The following is a 15,210-nucleotide window of genomic DNA, read 5'->3' on the forward strand; positions in this document are numbered from 1 at the left end:
TGGACGCGGGCGGTAGCGATGCCGTCCGCGTGTAACGGGAGCACCCATGGCCTATACCACCTTTTCACAAGTTAAAAACGACCAACTGCTGGAGCCGATGTTCTTCGGCCAGTCAGTCAACGTTGCGCGTTTTGATCAGCAGAAATACGACATATTTGAAAAGCTGATTGAAAAACAATTGTCGTTTTTCTGGCGTCCGGAAGAGGTTGATGTGTCGCGCGATCGCATCGACTATCAGGCGCTGCCTGAGCACGAAAAACATATCTTTATCAGTAATCTCAAATATCAGACGCTGCTGGATTCCATCCAGGGCCGCAGCCCCAATGTCGCGCTATTGCCGCTGATCTCGATACCGGAGCTGGAAACCTGGGTGGAAACCTGGGCGTTTTCCGAAACCATCCACTCGCGCTCCTATACCCATATCATCCGCAATATCGTCAACGATCCGTCGCTGGTGTTCGACGACATCGTCACCAATGAGGAAATCCTGAAACGCGCCAAGGATATCTCCGGCTATTACGACGGACTTATCGAGCTGACCAGCTATTACCATCTGCTGGGCGAAGGCACTCATCAGGTCAACGGTAAAACGGTGGTGGTGAACCTGCACGAGCTGAAGAAAAAGCTTTATCTTTGCCTGATGAGCGTCAACGCTCTGGAGGCGATCCGCTTCTACGTCAGCTTTGCCTGCTCTTTCGCCTTCGCCGAGCGCGAGCTAATGGAAGGTAACGCCAAAATCATCCGCCTTATCGCCCGTGACGAAGCCCTGCATCTGACCAGCACCCAGCATATGCTGAACCTGATGCGCTCCGGCGAAGATGATCCCGAAATGGCCGAGATCGCCCGCGAATGTCAGCAGGAAAGCTATGATTTGTTCTTGCTGGCGGCGCAGCAGGAGAAAGAATGGGCCAGCTATCTGTTCCGCGACGGCTCCATGATCGGCCTGAACAAAGATATCCTGTGCCAATATGTGGAATACATCACCAATATCCGCATGCAGTCGGTCGGCCTTGATCTGCCTTTCGCCACCCGCTCCAATCCTATTCCGTGGATTAACTCATGGCTGGTGTCGGATAACGTTCAGGTGGCGCCGCAGGAGGTGGAGGTCAGTTCCTATCTGGTAGGTCAGATTGACGCCGAAGTTAACAGCGACGACCTTAGCGACTTCCAGCTGTAACATGGCGCGGCCCCTCATTCACCTGCGGCCGTGCGGTGCCGCGCTTTCCTGCAGCGAAGCACATCGCTCGTTGCTGGACGCGCTGGAGGCGCACCAGGTACCGGTAGAATTCCAGTGCCGCTCCGGCTACTGCGGCGCCTGTCGCCTGCGTCTGCTAGCAGGTGAGGTGAAATACCACCAGGAGCCGCTGGCCTTTGTCGGCCGTGGGGAAATCTTGCCCTGCTGCTGCCTGCCGGTCGACGATATCGAGCTCAAGTTGTAATCCCCTACACGTAAATTGTGACCCTCGACACTCAGAGTAGACTGTAGCCTGCGTCGTCCGGCAATAGGAAGTGACCGGCACGCCGGGCATTCTCATACACGCTGGATGGCGGCAACGGCAGCCCTCCACAACAGGCATGCCCCGTCATCCCAGACGGCGGCAGCGGCGACCTGAAGCGATAACTGTGTGCTTCACATCGAAAATAGACTACGACATACTTGCCTGCATAAGCCCCTGACCCAGGGGCTTCTTAAAAACATTAGCGCCATAGTCAGAAAATCATTCATCCACCCAGGGGGCTTTATTATTGGGACGAACACATAAAATACCGGATTAACATAGCAACGAAAGTGAGTAAATATGGCGATAAGGAATAATGTCATTAGACTTTAATTTTGCACAGGAGTGGACAATGTCTTTCGTCATCGGCAATAAATTTTTTTCAAACACACTCAGCACAGATCGCATACGAGAGTATGCGGCAAACAAGCACAAATCACCATTGGTCATGACGCTGTGGGAAAGAGTGAAGGATTTTTTCTTCGGGGGAGAAACTAAAAACTGTATCCGGTTATTAAATGATACTTGCCATCCTCCTATCGCTAGTACAATATTGTAAATCAGCCAAAATTTTTATGCATTAAAAAACATGGCCAAAGGAAATTATAAAGACCATTTTATAAATAGCGCAGATGGCCAGTTTACCATAACCGATAATCAAAATAATACTATCATATCAATAGCCATTTATCATAAGTTTTATACTCTGGAGGTGGGCGGCGATAAGATTTCTCACCATAATTTATTTTTAGCTCCTTTTCCTCCTACGGCCGAAAGCTTCAAGGAGCCGATGACCCTCTGTGGAGCCAGCGAGGTTTATGAAAAGCGTTTACAGATATGGTGTGACGAAACAGAAGATTGTCAAAATGAAAAAAGAGCGCAAGCGCGTGATGATATTATCTCTGCACGGGTAAAAAAAACGATATGCTCACTTTGGAAGACTGTAATCTTGTCGCCTTATCTCCCCTATGCGCACCACTTAGAAGGCTTATCTCAAGGGGTAATCCACTAAGCCGATTTGATGCGTCTCTTCCAGCGACGTTGTAAGAATTTGCAGCGGAGGGTATCAAATGCCTCCCAAAAACCTTTCATCCTGAATTCAGAACGCTTAAGGTAGTTTCTTCGACGGCGTTGAAAGAAGACGACCTTGACTACCTGGCGGTTCGGGCTAAAAATCTGGAATCCCTGACCGTTATCGGCTGTAACAGGAAACGTTTGCCCTGTAACTTACCTACCACTCTCAAGTTTCTCCATTTTGCTAACAACAGCCATCTTTCAGATGACGCCCTGGATGATCTTGCAGATAAATTACCCAAATTGGAAAAACTGGTGATTGTGGGGAATGCACTTAAACAGCTACCGAAAAACCTGCCGTCTTCCCTCAAAAAATTAATAGTGAATAATAACCAGATTGAAGAACTATCTGATAAAGTCATTGATCAATTTCCCAAATTGACTCTTTTAGATATGAGAAATAAAAAGCTAAAAAAGCCACCTATGACGGGGGACCCTTTATCAGGATCTCTAAGAGTTGAAACCACAGGCAACTCGATACCAAATAGCGCGCCGATGTCTGTCAACCTCAACGCTCAGATTAAAAAAGAACTAGCATACCTGAAAAAATAATCTGCTGTATTGGCTAATGCCAGAAGGGAGGATGAAATAAAGTTTGACGCAAAGTTAAGCGAGTTTAAGGAAAAGGTTAAAGCAGAGCAGGACGAATTCATCAAAATCTCTAATAGAGATAAAGAGCAATACATGAAACAATACGACGCCAAGACAAACACGATTATAAAAGAAGCGCCAGCTATAATGGCCAGGGCAAATGAAATTATTGAACAAGCCTCAAAACCGGCTTCCCTATCGCGCAATAGACGATCGAATCAAACGTCAATAAAAAGACAACAGACGGCCGCAACGCCTAACAAGATGAAGAAAAATCCTACACAGCCGCAGACCAACGGATAAAATAATAGTATTAAAATAAATCAACCGTTAACAGGTAGGTAATCGCTCAGACGATAACGGACTCGGCAGGAAAACACATCGGCGCCTGTATCTTATTGATCCTTTGGCAAGTACAGGCCAGCTTTTTTACCTGCTATGGTGCCAGGCGGCATTGATTGTCTCGTGACGTGCACGGATGAATGTCGTGATCATCGCTTGCCAGCGTTTTGGGCGCCGGACCCTGCGGATATGCCGCCTGTTTTGCGGGAGAAATCCATGGACAGGCGGTATTCCTGCAATCCCCTCTTACCGCGGCGCAGAGGGCCGGCCCTCGTCGTATTATGCCTTTAGTTGTAACTTATTCCGTAACGGAATTGGTTTTCGCTGCTCCAATCGGTATGCTTGGCTACCGTAAAATTTTTACCTAAGCCTCGACGTCTATGTCTCTACTTTTCAGTAAGGCGCATGTCGCCACGTTGGCCGATGGCCATAGCGCCACCGGCGAGCGGCATGTCATACGCAGCACCAGCGATGTTTCCGCCCTGGTCAATCATCACACCGATAATTGTTTCCATGCCTCGATTATTATTGCCATTGCGCTAGGCGGGGTGTTTCTCGATGCCTATGATCTCGGCGCGCTGGCGTTTGGCATCAAGGGTGTCACGCGGGAGTTCAACCTGACCCCGGCCGCGACCGGTATGGTGGCGTCCGCCATCACCTTTGGCGCTATCGTCGGCGCATTTTTCGGCGGTTACCTGACCGATAAAATCGGCCGCTATCGGGCATTTATGGCGGACATGCTGTTTTTCGTGCTGGCGGCGCTGGCCTGCGCCTTTGCCCCCAACGAATACGTGCTCACCACAGCGCGTTTTGTGATGGGCTGGGCGTGGGCATCGATTTGCCGGTGGCAATGGCGTTTCTGGCGGAGTTCTCCCGCCTGCGCGGACGGGGTAACAAAACCGCCAGCATTGCTATGTGGTGTCCCACCTGATATGCCGCGATCAGCGTTTCCTATCTACTGGTCTTGTTGCTGTACGGCGTGTTGCCAAAGGACATACCGCGTAGCTATGGCGATTGATCCTCGGTTCCGGCGCCGTACTGGCGCTGGTGATTATTGCCATCCACAGCCGCTACATGAGTGAATCGCCCGTCTGGGCCGCCAACCAGGGCGATCTGGCCGGTGCGGCGAAAATCTTGCGCCATTCCTACGGTATTAATGCCGAGGTCGCGCCCGATTCACCATCGGCGCCTCTTCGTTCGCCTATAATGCGGTCGCCTTTGGTCTGCCGTTTATCCTCAGCAGCTTTCTGGAGCAGTGCATGCTGAGCACCATACTGTTCTCGCTGGCGCTGAACCTCCTGTTCGCGTTTGTTGGCGGTGCGTTTTGTGCCCCGCTTTGGCGCCTGGCCCATGACCGTGCTGGGCTATGCCCTGCAATTAGTGTCGCTCATCGGGCTGGCGCTTATCGGCCGCCCCCACGATAGTATGCAGGCCGGTCTGGCTATCGCCATGCTGGCGCTATTCCTGTTCGGACAAGGGATCTGCCCTGGCTCGCACAGCATGCCCTTCGCTTCTCTGAGCTACCCCACCTCGCTGCGCGGCGTAGGCGTGGGCTTTAACCAGACGCTGATGCGCTCCAGTTCGACGCTGTCGCTGTTTCTGTTCCCGGTGCTGACGGCGCTGCTCGGCACCGGCGTGTTCTGGATGATTGCGCTGGCGCCGCTGCTGGGCCTGCTGGCGCTTTTAACGCTGCGCTGGGAGCCTTCAGGTTACAATGTGGATGCGGAAGATTTTGCGCCGTCATCGGCTACGGCGGTAGGCTAAGCCACCGTGGTAAGCGGAGCCGCTCTGGCGGGATAAGCCGCCGCGGTAAAACAAGCCGCCGTGGCAAGATGACAAAGGGGCCGTCGCTTGGCGACGGCCCCCTGTTTATTTGTGGCCAGCAGCGAAAACGACGGCGGCGTCGCCACGCGCGGTTTAGAGCGTGGCCACGAGATGCACCCAGCCATATTCAGCATAAACCGCTCTCCCCTGCAGCCAGCGCTGCAGCATCGTCAATGCCATCAGCGCAACCACTTCCTGACGGGCGCGCAGCGGGTGCCGCACCAAATTGTTGCGCAATACGATGGTTTGCGCAAAATCCTGCGCCGGCGTATGCAGCGCCACGCTGAAATGATCTTGCGTTAACTCGCCTACCACCAGCCCCAGCGAGGCGCCGTGACGCTGCGCCAGCTGCGCGGCCTGCTGCGCCAGCGCCGATAAATCGGCAAGCGGCGCGGCACCCACTTTATCGGCAGGCCACCATTCGCCCCCCGTCACCGGCACGCCGGCGCTCCGGCACTGCCAGGTGACCATACCGGCAGTGTACTGCTCCGCCAGCGCCAGGGTCAGCCCCCGCTGCGGCAGCAGCTGCGCCAGGCAGGCCGGTATATCGTCGGTCCCTTCGTAAAGCTGGCTGTCGCCGGCCACCGCACGGATCTGTTGCCACACCTGCTCCATCGCCTCGCGTTCATGCGCCGGGCCGGTCAGTTTAAGTTCGATAATCGGCATCGAGGAGCGGTAGCCAAGCACGACGTCTTCCGGCAGCGGCAGACCGTCCAGCTCATTGGCCAAATCGCTTTCACCACGGCCAAAGGTCGTCATCCTCAGACACAGCGGCGGATCCGGTAAGTCAAACCGCTCGCGCAGGCGCGGCACGATTTCACGCTCCACCATCACCTTGAATTCCGACGGCACGCCAGGGGTGAAAAACAGCAAGCAGCGGTTAAGCTGCAGCGCAAACCCGCAAGCGGTACCCACCGGATTATCAATCAGCTCGGCGCTAGCGGGAATGAGGGCCTGCTTCCGGTTGCTGGGCGCCATCTCGCGGCCGCGTTCGGCGAAATAAGCCGTCATCTTCTCCAGCCACTCCGCATGCTCCACCAGTTCATCGCCAGCGGCGGTGACGGCAGCCAGCACGCTGAGATCGTCGCTGGTCGGTCCCAGGCCGCCATTGACAATCAACACATCCGCCCGCAGGCTGAGCTCGGTCATCGCCGCCACAAGCGCGGACAGATTGTCGCCGACGGTCATGCGCGATGACATCGGCATCCCCTGCTCGAACAGATAGTTCGCCAGCCAGACGGCGTTGGTGTCGACAATCTGACCGTGCAGGACTTCATCGCCCGTGCACAGCATTTCTACCCTAAGCATGCTCTTCTCCTGTGATCCTGTAGTGCCACTTTAAAAAGCGGCATCGACAAACACAACACCTGTTCGAGGGATTTTCACGAAATGCGATAATTGCCAGAAGGAGACAGGGGCGTAGCCGTGCTCAGGCTCCTCGGTTCTGCGCCAGCCAGGCGTGGATAGCCCCGCGCGGAATTTTTATGCCGCCCTGGTTGAGCGCCGGTGGCAGGTCATACCATGCCACAGGGCGCTGCCAAGAGGACAATTGGGGTTCGAGCCAGGCACGCAGCGCCGCCAGCGTAACGTCGGCGTCCACCACCGCCACCGGCCGGTGGCCGTATTCCGGGTCAGCCACCGGCGCAATGAATGCCTGGCAGACGCCGTCGTGGCCGGAAAGCAAGCGTTCGATGTCCTCGGGCTGTACTCCTTCGCCGCCGCAGAAAAAAGATTATCTAGCCGCCCGGCGACGGTCAATTGGCCGGCGAGCATCATGCCGCGGTCGCGGGTATAAAACCAGCCATCGCCCTCATCAAGCGGCAGCAATTGTCCCTGTTGCCAGTAATCTGCGGCCGTGCTGGCCCCGCGCAGCCAGATCTCGCCTTGTACCAACCCCAGACTGCGCCCGGCCAGCGGCAATCCGACCCCTGCCGAGCCGTCCGCACGCCCGGCGCAGACGGTTGAGGCAAATTCGGTCAGTCCGTAGCCACACCAACAACGGAGCCACCGAGCAGCCGCCATAACTGCGTCGACACCAATGACGCATGACTGTACCCCATTAGCACCTGCTCCAGCAGCCTGCCTTCCCGCACAGCCAGCGCCAGACGCTGGGCATCCCAGAGCGTTACCGGGGACGCTAAAGCGTCAACGTCAACCGGCGCCCGCGCCGGCGACAGCAATGACAGATCAACGTCGAGCGGCATGATGCCCGACGGCCAGGCCGTTTTTTCACAGCTATAACCAAACGCCAGATCGAGCGTCGGCAGCCAGCGCGCCAACAATTCGGCCGGCAAACGGGGATTCAGCGGCGCCAGCACACCGCCTGCCGCTGCACGGCCACCTGCCACCAGCTCACATCGCCCTGAGGCCCGTGCAGAGCCACCGCATCAGGACTCTGTTGTGCCCACTGACACCAGGGCCAATCAGCTCAGGCATTGCCTCCTCCCTCAAGACCTTGGCTCATGGCATCGTCTCGACAAATTCCAACTCCGACCAAGGACCACAGAGGTAAATCACAGCCGGGCCAGGGCCGCACCAATTGCGCCTGCATTAGCGACAAGGTATCCAGCCCCAGCGTCACCGCGGGCGTTAGCCAATGCGCCAAACGGGAAAGCTGGGTCAGCGCCAGACTCGATTCAACCCCGGAGCTTATCACCGTCGTCAAGCCAAGTTGCCTGGCGTGATCCAACGTCTGCCGGCAGTTCGCCAGCGCGCCAGCCAATCTCGCGCCGCCGCGCCGTCCCGACGCTTCCAGCACGACCACCCACCCCCCGCGCCGGGCAAGGCGCTGATTTCCCAGCACCACGCCGGGCTGCATTGGCAGACGGTAGCAGTAAAGCGATGCCCGGCACATCAGGGATTACGCTTAAATTGGCTGAAATCGGGCTGGCGCTTTTCGATAAAGGCGTTGCGGCCTTCTTGCCCCTCGTCCGTCATGTAAAACAGCATAGTCGCATTCCCCGCCAGCTCCTGCAAACTGGCCTGTCCGTCGCAATCCGCGTTGAGCGCCGCCTTCAAGCAACGCAATGTGATGGGACTGTTGGCCAGCATCTCCCGGCACCAGCCGCACGGTTTCGCTTTCCAGACGCGCCAGCGGTACCACGGCATTTACCAGCCCTATCTCCAGCGCCTGCTGCACATTGTACTGACGGCACAAAAACCAGATTTCCCGCGCTTTCTTCTGGCCGACGATACGCGCCATATAAGACGCCCCCCAGCCGCCGTCAAACGAGCCGACTTTCGGGCCGGTCTGCCCGAATACCGCATTACCGGCCGCCAGGGTCAAATCGCACATCAGATGCAGCACATGGCCGCCACCGATGGCATAGCCGGCCACCATCGCCACGACCGGCTTGGGACAGGTGCGGATCTGGCGTTGAAAATCGAGTACATTCAGGTGATGCACGCCACCGCCGTTCTGATAACCGCCGTAATCGCCGCGGACTTTTTGATCGCCGCCGGAGCAGAAGGCTTTTTCCCCCTTGCCGGTGAGGATAATCACGCCGATACCCTCATCATAGCGGGCGTCGCTCAACGCCAGTATCATTTCTTTGACCGTCAGCTAACGGAACGCATTACGCACCTGCGGACGGTTAAGGATAATTTTGGCGATACCGTCCGCGGACTTGTGATAGCGAATATCGGTAAACTCGCCGCTGCAATCACTCCAGTCGATGGGGGCATACCAAGAGTCTTCATTAGGTTCAAGCATCATGAGTTCCTTTATTCAAACGGAGCCAGCAAAAAAAGAAGTCGTGTGGCAAACGCCTGCGGGTTGCCGCGATGGGTGTTATGCCCCGTCGCCGGTATCAGCCACCAGTGCAGCCGCGCCTGCTCGGCCAGCGCGGAAAATTTGACGTCCTGCGCGCCACACAGATAACCGAATGGTAATGGCAAACGGCGCCAGAAGATCCGGCTGACGGCCCAGCGAACCGACCATCAGCATCGCCGCAATCCCCCCCCCCGCGCCGCGGTTATCGGCACGCAGTCGCATCAGGTCCGCGCGCTGCGTCGGCGTTAAATCGCTAAACACCGGCTGGGCGGTACCAGTCGGCCAACACCGCCGCCAGACCGTGAAGCCACACCAGACAGGGCCGCCGACCGCTGCCAGGTTGCCGGTACCGCACCGCCCACCCCGTCATCGCGCCATCTCCGCCACCAGTTCGCGCAAAAGAGAATCCCCCTGCTCCGCCGGCACCACCAGCTCAACCAGCGTTGCCGTCTCCGGCGTCGGCAGCAACGAGAAAATTTGGCCGCCGTTATTGTTCACCACTAAAATTACCACCGGCGCCGAGCAATGGCGAAACAGAGCAGGGAATTGATGTCGTACAGCGCCGATACGTCTCCCAGAAGCGCGAGCAGCGGCCGGCAGTTGTGCCAGCACATCCGCCAGGCGGACTGTCAGGCTATTGCCAAGAAAGACGCCCCCAACTGCGGGCAATAGCGCCGGCAGCAGCGTCTGACCTACCCGCCTCGCGGCGACGGCAAACAGGTCGGCCAAAACCGAGGCCCAAGGGGGATTGGCGACGGCCGGATGCAACGTCAGCCACGGTTCGGCTGCGGCGAAAATACGCCACCCGCGGTGATTGCCCAGATCCCGCCGGCCGGGCATTCGGCCTGCCAGGCCAGCAGACGCTTGCCGGTCAGACTGCTGCCGAACTGCACCACCAATTCCGCGTGGGCAAGTTCCACCTGCGCCGCCGGCGCGTTAAGCCAAAGGTCGGCATGGAGCAGCGGCTGCCCGGTATAGGACAGTACATCGCCAAGCAACGGCCAGCCCAAAGTGCGCGCCCACTGCTCAATCGCGTCTCCCTGCGCGGCGTTGGTCCGGCCGGCTATCACTACGCCGCGGCCTTGAGCCAGGGTTGATCGCTCTGCCACCAATCGCCGAGCGCCCGTGACTAGTCATCCTCTTCATCCTGGTCCACGCCATACAAGGGCTCCGCAAACGGGCAATTAATATGCACACCGCCGTGGGGGACATCAGCCAGCGAGCCGGAATCGCCGGCGTCGGCCGCAGTAAATCCAGCGTGCGGGCGGCGAAACCGGCAAACATGCCGGACTGGCGGATCTCCTGATTGGCGCCGCAGTCGATAAGCTCCGCCGGCCTGTCCGCGGTAAGCAGCACCAGCCGCTCGCCGGTCAGGCTGGCTTCAATCAAGGCCGGATACAGATTGGCGGCGGCGGTACCCGAGGTGACAATGACCGCCACCGGCTGGCCGCTGGCTTTCGCCAGGCCCAGCGACGGTTAAACATAATTTCGGACATGATGGGCCTGGCGCTCAGGGGGTGAGGTGACACCCTATTGTAAGAGCGGATATTGATATAAACACCGATCTAGGTCGTTTGCTGCTCGCGCGTCTCGCTGGTGAAGAGTGATTGGAGACCGGCGGCTTTATTTTCCACTTCCTGCCATTCTTGATCGGCATCGGATCCCTTCACAATACCGGCGACGGCATAAAGCCAGATATGATGATCCGACACCCGGGCGCAGTGCCACGCAAAACTCGGTCTCGCCGGCGGTGAGATAGCCCGCTGACCCGGCGTACCACTGGCGCGCGAAAGGTTCATGACGCCGGATAAACGACGACTCCTGCCGGCTCGCCTGCTGCGGATCCGGGTCGCAGGCGACAGTCCCTGCCAGGGCTTCGGTATCCAAGCAGCGACCGTGCCGGTGATACAACCGCTCCGGGCTGGATCCGAGAAAAGCGTCATGCGGCGACCACGCCAGAAGATAATGGAAACAGCGGTGATTAACCTGTCGGCTCGCCGCCATCAGCGACAGCGGTAACGGAGGCATGTCGACGCTCAGCGCGGAGCGGCGGGCCAGCACCACTTTATCCAGCCCGCCTGGCCAAATTGCGCGAGCGCCTGCTGCACCAGGCGGCGCCACGCCGGCAAATCGGGCAGAGGCGCCGGCGCAGCGGGGCTACGTCTCCAGCCAGGCGAGAAAATCGGTGGCGTCCGCCTCAAGCGATGTTGCACTGCCAAGCGTCAGGATCACCTGATAACGTTCCCCCTGACGCCGCCAGCTCAGGCGCGGCAAGGAAACGCTGCGCCGCGTCGAGGACGGCGAAATGGCGCACCGCAGCGCCGTACGGCCAGGGCAGAACCAGCTGCCGAACACCGGGCGCCGCCGGCAGCAAATGGGCATTGAGGTGTTGCCGCAGGGTGGAGATAAGCAGTGACAGCATAACGGACCGTTTATTTCAAAACCGGAATAATGAGAGGGATTATACGTATGGTGGGGAGTAAAACAAAACGCACCGTACACAGCAGCAGGGATAAAAAATGCGCAGGCCACGGCACCGTGACGCTGCGCATATTCGGCGGGCTGCACGCGGGAGGACAGCGGCGGCGCCGCGGCGTCATTCCGTCCGGCGCCCTTAACGACGAGCCAGCAGCAACCCTACAATCAACCCAACAGACGCGCCGATACCGACGCCGTGCCAGGGATTTTCCTGCACGTAATCATCCGCGGCGCTCACCGCCCTGCCGGGCTTTCAGATAATAGGTGTCGGACGCCTGACTCACCCGCGTTTTAACATCATCCAGCACCTGCTGCGCGCGGGGGTCTTCAGCTCGACATATTTTTGATCGGTTTTATCGCCGGAATAAGCCAGCACTTCTTCCAGCGTTTCGGACAAGAGCTGCATTCATCGTCGACATGTGTTTTGTGCGGCTGAAGGGATCGTTAGGTGTAGTCATCATTGTTCTCCGTGTTCTGATGGAGGGCGTCAGACTAACTATAGGCAAAAAATGCCCGTACCGGAGGACTATTCTCGCCGGAGCAATCCGAAAAAACGGGCTTTGGCTGATGATCATCGCCGTAAGGCGCATCGACGCCGCGGGGACACTACCCGCAGCGCTCAGTTAGAGAATGGGGTACGCCAATTGCACCAGGGTAATGAGCGGCTGCGGATACAGACCCAGCAACAACACCAGCAGCGAGGAGATAAGCACCACCACCCCGCCGGCGGTCAGCGCCCAGTTGGAGGGCATATCGCGGCGCAGATTTTCCGGCGGCGACAGGTACAGACTGACCATGATGCGCAGGTAGTAGAACAGCCCGATGGCGCTCCCGGCGACGACCGCGCCGGTCAACCAGCCCAGGTGGCTGTTCACGCCCAGAGCAATGACGTAGAACTTGCCGATAAAGCCAAGGGTCATGGGGATCCCCGCCAGCGACAACATCATCACCGTCAGTACAGATGACAACAGCGGCTTATGCCAAAACAGACCCCGGTAAGAATACAGCGAATCCGCATCCTCGCCGGTGTAGGTGCTGGACATCAGACTGACGACGCCGAACGCCCCCAGACTGGCAAACAGATATCCCGCTAAATAAACGCCGACGGTTTCCAGCGCCAGCGTATGGGCCTGCACCACAATTAATCCCACCAGCAAATAGCCCAGATGGGCGATGGAGGAATAGCCCAGCACCCGTTTGATGTTGCTCTGGCTTAGTGCCATCAGGTTGCCGAACAGCATAGAGGCGAAGGCGATAATCGCCAACACCAGCCGCACCGTATCGCTGTGCGTCACCGGCGCATATAAAAACAGGCGCATAACGACCGCGAAAATCGCGATTTTACTGGCGGTGGCCAGGAAGGTCGACACCGGCACGGGCGCGCCCTGATAGACATCCGGCGTCCACAAATGGAACGGCACCAGCGACAACTTGAAGCCAAGACCGACCACCATCATCCCCAGGCCCGCCAGTAGCACCGGCTGCGTCAGCATGGTGTCATTAAGCGTCTGACCGAGGGCGGTGAAAGACAACTGGCCGGTTTGGGCATACACCAGCGCCATACCAAACAGCAAGAAAGACGCCGCCGCCGCCGACAGCAGCGTGTATTTGATGCTAGCTTCCAGCGAGCGCTTTTGGCGAAACGCATAGCCCACCATGCCAAACAGCGGCAGCGAAATCAGCTCAATACCCAGGAACAGCGCCGCCAGATGGTTGGCGCTGGCCAGCAGAATACCGCCCATAGTGGCAATCAGCACCAGCAGATAGAACTCGTCGCGGTTGCCCGGATAACCCGCCAGCCAAGCGTAGGCCAGCGTGCTGGTCGCCAGACTGGCCACCAGCACCAACCCGGTATAGAACATGGAAAACCCGTCGACGCGCATCAGCGGCGTCACATCCATCGGGCCGTTTTGCGTCACAAACCACAGCGACAGCAGCGCCAGGTTAATCCCGATAACCGTCAGGGTGGAGTTAATAAAATGGTTGCGTCGCCACGCAATGCACAGCATCACAACCACCACCGTCAATCCGACGATCAACAGCGGTAATAATGCGATCAGTTGTTGAGGAGTTATTGTCATGGCGAATTACGGCCTTGTCGTTGAAATAGTGGAACCGGCGTCGGCGGCGAACCAGTGCTGAATGTTGCTCATGGCGGCGGCTGAAGTATCCATAATCGGCTGCGGGAAGAACCCGAGCAGCAGCACCAGCACCACCAGCAACAAAATAATCAACCGTTCGCGCAGCGTCATGCCCGGCAGCGGCTCAGTAGATTTGGCCGGGCCGTAATACGCGCGCTGCATCATGATAAGCGAGTAGACCGACGCGAACACCAGACCAAACGTGGAAATCACCGTAATCACAGGTACCACCGGGAAACTGCCGAACAAAATGGTAATCTCGCCAACAAAGTTGCCGGTGCCCGGCATCCCGAGCGTTGCAACGGCGAAGAACAGCGACAACGCCGGAATAAAGCTCAGCCGGCCCCACAGACCGCCCATCTGCCGCATATCGCGGGCGTGCAAACGCTCATACAGCTGGCCGCAAATGATGAACATGCCGGCGGCCGACAAACCGTGGGCGATCATCTGTACCACCGCGCCCTGATAGGCCAGCTGGCTGCCGCTGTAGATGGCGATCAGCACAAAGCCCATATGGGACACGCTGGTATAGGCGATAAGGCGCTTGATATCGGTTTGCGAAAACGCCATCCAGGCGCCGTAGAAAATGCCTACCACGCCCAGCCACATGGCGATGTGCGCGAACTGATGCGACGCATGGGGGAACAGCGGCAGGCTAAAACGCAACATCCCGTAAGCCGCGGTTTTCAGCAAAATCCCCGCAAGGTCCACCGAACCGGCGGTAGGCGCCTGGCTATGGGCATCCGGCAGCCAGCCGTGCAGCGGCACCACCGGCATTTTAACCGCGAAGGCCAAGAAGAAGCCCAGCATCAGCAGGTATTCCATCCGTTCCGACATCGGCGTGCGCAGCAAGTCTTCATAATTGAAGGTCCAGACGCCGGTGGCGTTATAGTGCACCAGCACCAAACCTAGGATGGCCACCAGCATTACCAGACCGCTCGCCTGGGTATAGATGAAGAATTTAGTTGCGGCGGTGATACGCGTCTTACCGTCGGACGCCTTATGCCCCCACAGCGCGATGAGGAAATACATCGGCACCAGCATCATTTCCCAGAAGAAAAAGAAGAGAAACATGTCGATAGCCAGGAACACACCGATAACGCCGCCGAGGATCCACAGCAGATTGAGGTGGAAGAACCCCTGGTAGCGCTGGATTTCACGCCAGGAACAGAGGATAGCCAGCACCCCGAGCAGCCCGGCCAGCACTACCATCAGCAGCGACAGGCCGTCCAGCGCCAGATAGATGCTAATACCGAAGCGCGGGATCCAGGGGAGCAGATACTCCACCTGCCATTGCGGCAGCCCCTGCGCCATCGCCAGGGTGTATCCTCCCTGCTGCCACAGCAGCAATGAAAGCGCCAGTGTCAGCCCCATGGCAATCAAGGCTATCCAGCGCGGTACACGGGTACCGAAACGCTCACATTGCCAACACAGCAGACCGCCGATAAAGGGGATAAGAATTAGCCAAGGTAGTAGCATGGCGTTTTGC

The 15,210-nt window shown here is 57.7% G+C and carries 14 protein-coding genes and 5 pseudogenes; 6 read left to right on the top strand and 13 right to left on the bottom strand.

The genetic code is table 11. From position 1 onward, the window contains the following. Positions 1-46: 46 nt before the first annotated feature. The 6 genes and pseudogenes from nrdB (at position 47) to SGP1_RS14425 (ending at position 5,270) form a co-directional block, all read left to right on the top strand. Positions 47-1,177, top strand: coding sequence for a class Ia ribonucleoside-diphosphate reductase subunit beta (gene nrdB, locus SGP1_RS14400; RefSeq protein WP_011411405.1), 1,131 nt, complete (start codon positions 47-49; stop codon positions 1,175-1,177). 1 nt (position 1,178) lies between these two features. Further along, positions 1,179-1,439 carry a class I ribonucleotide reductase maintenance protein YfaE gene (gene yfaE, locus SGP1_RS14405; protein ID WP_011411406.1) on the top strand — a complete coding sequence of 87 codons (261 nt, stop codon included), beginning with the start codon at positions 1,179-1,181 and terminating at the stop codon, positions 1,437-1,439. A gap of 649 nt (positions 1,440-2,088) precedes the next feature. After that, positions 2,089-2,511 carry a hypothetical protein gene (locus SGP1_RS14410; protein ID WP_041867039.1) on the top strand — a complete coding sequence of 141 codons (423 nt, stop codon included), beginning with the start codon at positions 2,089-2,091 and terminating at the stop codon, positions 2,509-2,511. Positions 2,512-2,630: 119 nt separating this feature from the next. Beyond that, the gene (locus SGP1_RS14415) at positions 2,631-3,125 is read left to right on the top strand and encodes a hypothetical protein (protein WP_011411407.1); all 495 of its coding nucleotides are present in this window, start codon (positions 2,631-2,633) and stop codon (positions 3,123-3,125) included. A 9-nt stretch (positions 3,126-3,134) separates the two neighbouring features. After that, on the top strand, positions 3,135-3,467 hold the full coding sequence (locus SGP1_RS14420; RefSeq protein WP_041867040.1) for a hypothetical protein: 333 nt from the start codon (positions 3,135-3,137) through the stop codon (positions 3,465-3,467). A 419-nt stretch (positions 3,468-3,886) separates the two neighbouring features. Continuing rightward, positions 3,887-5,270, top strand: a pseudogene (locus tag SGP1_RS14425) (MFS transporter). Between the two features lie 153 nt (positions 5,271-5,423). On the opposite strand, the gene SGP1_RS14430 reads toward SGP1_RS14425, so the two are convergent. The 13 genes and pseudogenes from SGP1_RS14430 to nuoM form a co-directional block, all read right to left on the bottom strand. Further along, complete coding sequence (locus SGP1_RS14430) at positions 5,424-6,638, bottom strand: nicotinamide mononucleotide deamidase-related protein YfaY (RefSeq protein WP_011411408.1); 1,215 nt, start codon at positions 6,636-6,638, stop codon at positions 5,424-5,426. Between the two features lie 121 nt (positions 6,639-6,759). After that, a pseudogene (locus SGP1_RS27765) lies at positions 6,760-7,713 on the bottom strand (hypothetical protein). 45 nt (positions 7,714-7,758) lie between these two features. After that, on the bottom strand, positions 7,759-8,184 hold the full coding sequence (locus SGP1_RS35740) for a hypothetical protein (protein ID WP_041867041.1): 426 nt from the start codon (positions 8,182-8,184) through the stop codon (positions 7,759-7,761). Continuing rightward, positions 8,184-8,438, bottom strand: coding sequence for an enoyl-CoA hydratase-related protein (locus tag SGP1_RS33855; RefSeq protein WP_341532867.1), 255 nt, complete (start codon positions 8,436-8,438; stop codon positions 8,184-8,186). Before SGP1_RS33855 ends, SGP1_RS35740 begins: the two co-directional genes overlap by 1 nt. Continuing rightward, positions 8,386-8,877 (bottom strand): annotated as a pseudogene (locus tag SGP1_RS33860) (enoyl-CoA hydratase-related protein); the annotation flags it as partial. The pseudogene SGP1_RS33860 and the gene SGP1_RS33855, both read right to left, overlap by 53 nt. A gap of 15 nt (positions 8,878-8,892) precedes the next feature. Then, entirely contained in the window at positions 8,893-9,045 is a 153-nt protein-coding gene (locus tag SGP1_RS33865; protein ID WP_243466037.1) for a hypothetical protein, read from the bottom strand. Positions 9,046-9,120: 75 nt separating this feature from the next. Further along, positions 9,121-9,363 (bottom strand): hypothetical protein, encoded by a 243-nt coding sequence (locus tag SGP1_RS14450; RefSeq protein ID WP_041867042.1) that lies wholly within the window; start codon positions 9,361-9,363, stop codon positions 9,121-9,123. Positions 9,364-9,468: 105 nt separating this feature from the next. Further along, positions 9,469-10,575, bottom strand: a pseudogene (locus tag SGP1_RS27775) (thiamine pyrophosphate-binding protein); the annotation flags it as partial. 150 nt (positions 10,576-10,725) lie between these two features. After that, positions 10,726-11,223, bottom strand: coding sequence for a chorismate-binding protein (locus tag SGP1_RS36565; RefSeq protein ID WP_083764830.1), 498 nt, complete (start codon positions 11,221-11,223; stop codon positions 10,726-10,728). 36 nt (positions 11,224-11,259) lie between these two features. Beyond that, positions 11,260-11,457 carry a hypothetical protein gene (locus tag SGP1_RS14470; RefSeq protein WP_148203526.1) on the bottom strand — a complete coding sequence of 66 codons (198 nt, stop codon included), beginning with the start codon at positions 11,455-11,457 and terminating at the stop codon, positions 11,260-11,262. 259 nt (positions 11,458-11,716) lie between these two features. Next, positions 11,717-11,986 (bottom strand): annotated as a pseudogene (gene elaB / locus SGP1_RS14475) (stress response protein ElaB). A gap of 217 nt (positions 11,987-12,203) precedes the next feature. Further along, positions 12,204-13,661: an NADH-quinone oxidoreductase subunit NuoN gene (nuoN, locus tag SGP1_RS14485; RefSeq protein ID WP_011411409.1), complete on the bottom strand. Its 1,458-nt coding sequence runs from the start codon at positions 13,659-13,661 to the stop codon at positions 12,204-12,206. Between the two features lie 6 nt (positions 13,662-13,667). Next, entirely contained in the window at positions 13,668-15,200 is a 1,533-nt protein-coding gene (nuoM, locus tag SGP1_RS14490) for an NADH-quinone oxidoreductase subunit M (RefSeq protein WP_011411410.1), read from the bottom strand. Positions 15,201-15,210 lie beyond the last annotated feature (10 nt).

This window comes from Sodalis glossinidius str. 'morsitans' (genome assembly GCF_000010085.1).
GTDB classification, from domain to species: domain Bacteria; phylum Pseudomonadota; class Gammaproteobacteria; order Enterobacterales; family Enterobacteriaceae; genus Sodalis; species Sodalis glossinidius.

Excerpts from the sequence above, each read along its gene's own strand:
- nrdB (WP_011411405.1), top strand. The coding sequence starts at position 47 with ATGGCCTATACCACCTTTTCACAAGTTAAAAACGACCAACTGCTGGAG.
- yfaE (WP_011411406.1), top strand. The coding sequence starts at position 1,179 with ATGGCGCGGCCCCTCATTCACCTGCGGCCGTGCGGTGCCGCGCTTTCC.
- SGP1_RS14410 (WP_041867039.1), top strand. The coding sequence starts at position 2,089 with ATGGCCAAAGGAAATTATAAAGACCATTTTATAAATAGCGCAGATGGC.
- SGP1_RS14430 (WP_011411408.1), bottom strand. The coding sequence starts at position 6,638 with ATGCTTAGGGTAGAAATGCTGTGCACGGGCGATGAAGTCCTGCACGGT.
- SGP1_RS35740 (WP_041867041.1), bottom strand. The coding sequence starts at position 8,184 with ATGTGCCGGGCATCGCTTTACTGCTACCGTCTGCCAATGCAGCCCGGC.
- SGP1_RS33855 (WP_341532867.1), bottom strand. The coding sequence starts at position 8,438 with ATGCCGTGGTACCGCTGGCGCGTCTGGAAAGCGAAACCGTGCGGCTGG.
- SGP1_RS33865 (WP_243466037.1), bottom strand. The coding sequence starts at position 9,045 with ATGATGCTTGAACCTAATGAAGACTCTTGGTATGCCCCCATCGACTGG.
- nuoN (WP_011411409.1), bottom strand. The coding sequence starts at position 13,661 with ATGACAATAACTCCTCAACAACTGATCGCATTATTACCGCTGTTGATC.
- nuoM (WP_011411410.1), bottom strand. The coding sequence starts at position 15,200 with ATGCTACTACCTTGGCTAATTCTTATCCCCTTTATCGGCGGTCTGCTG.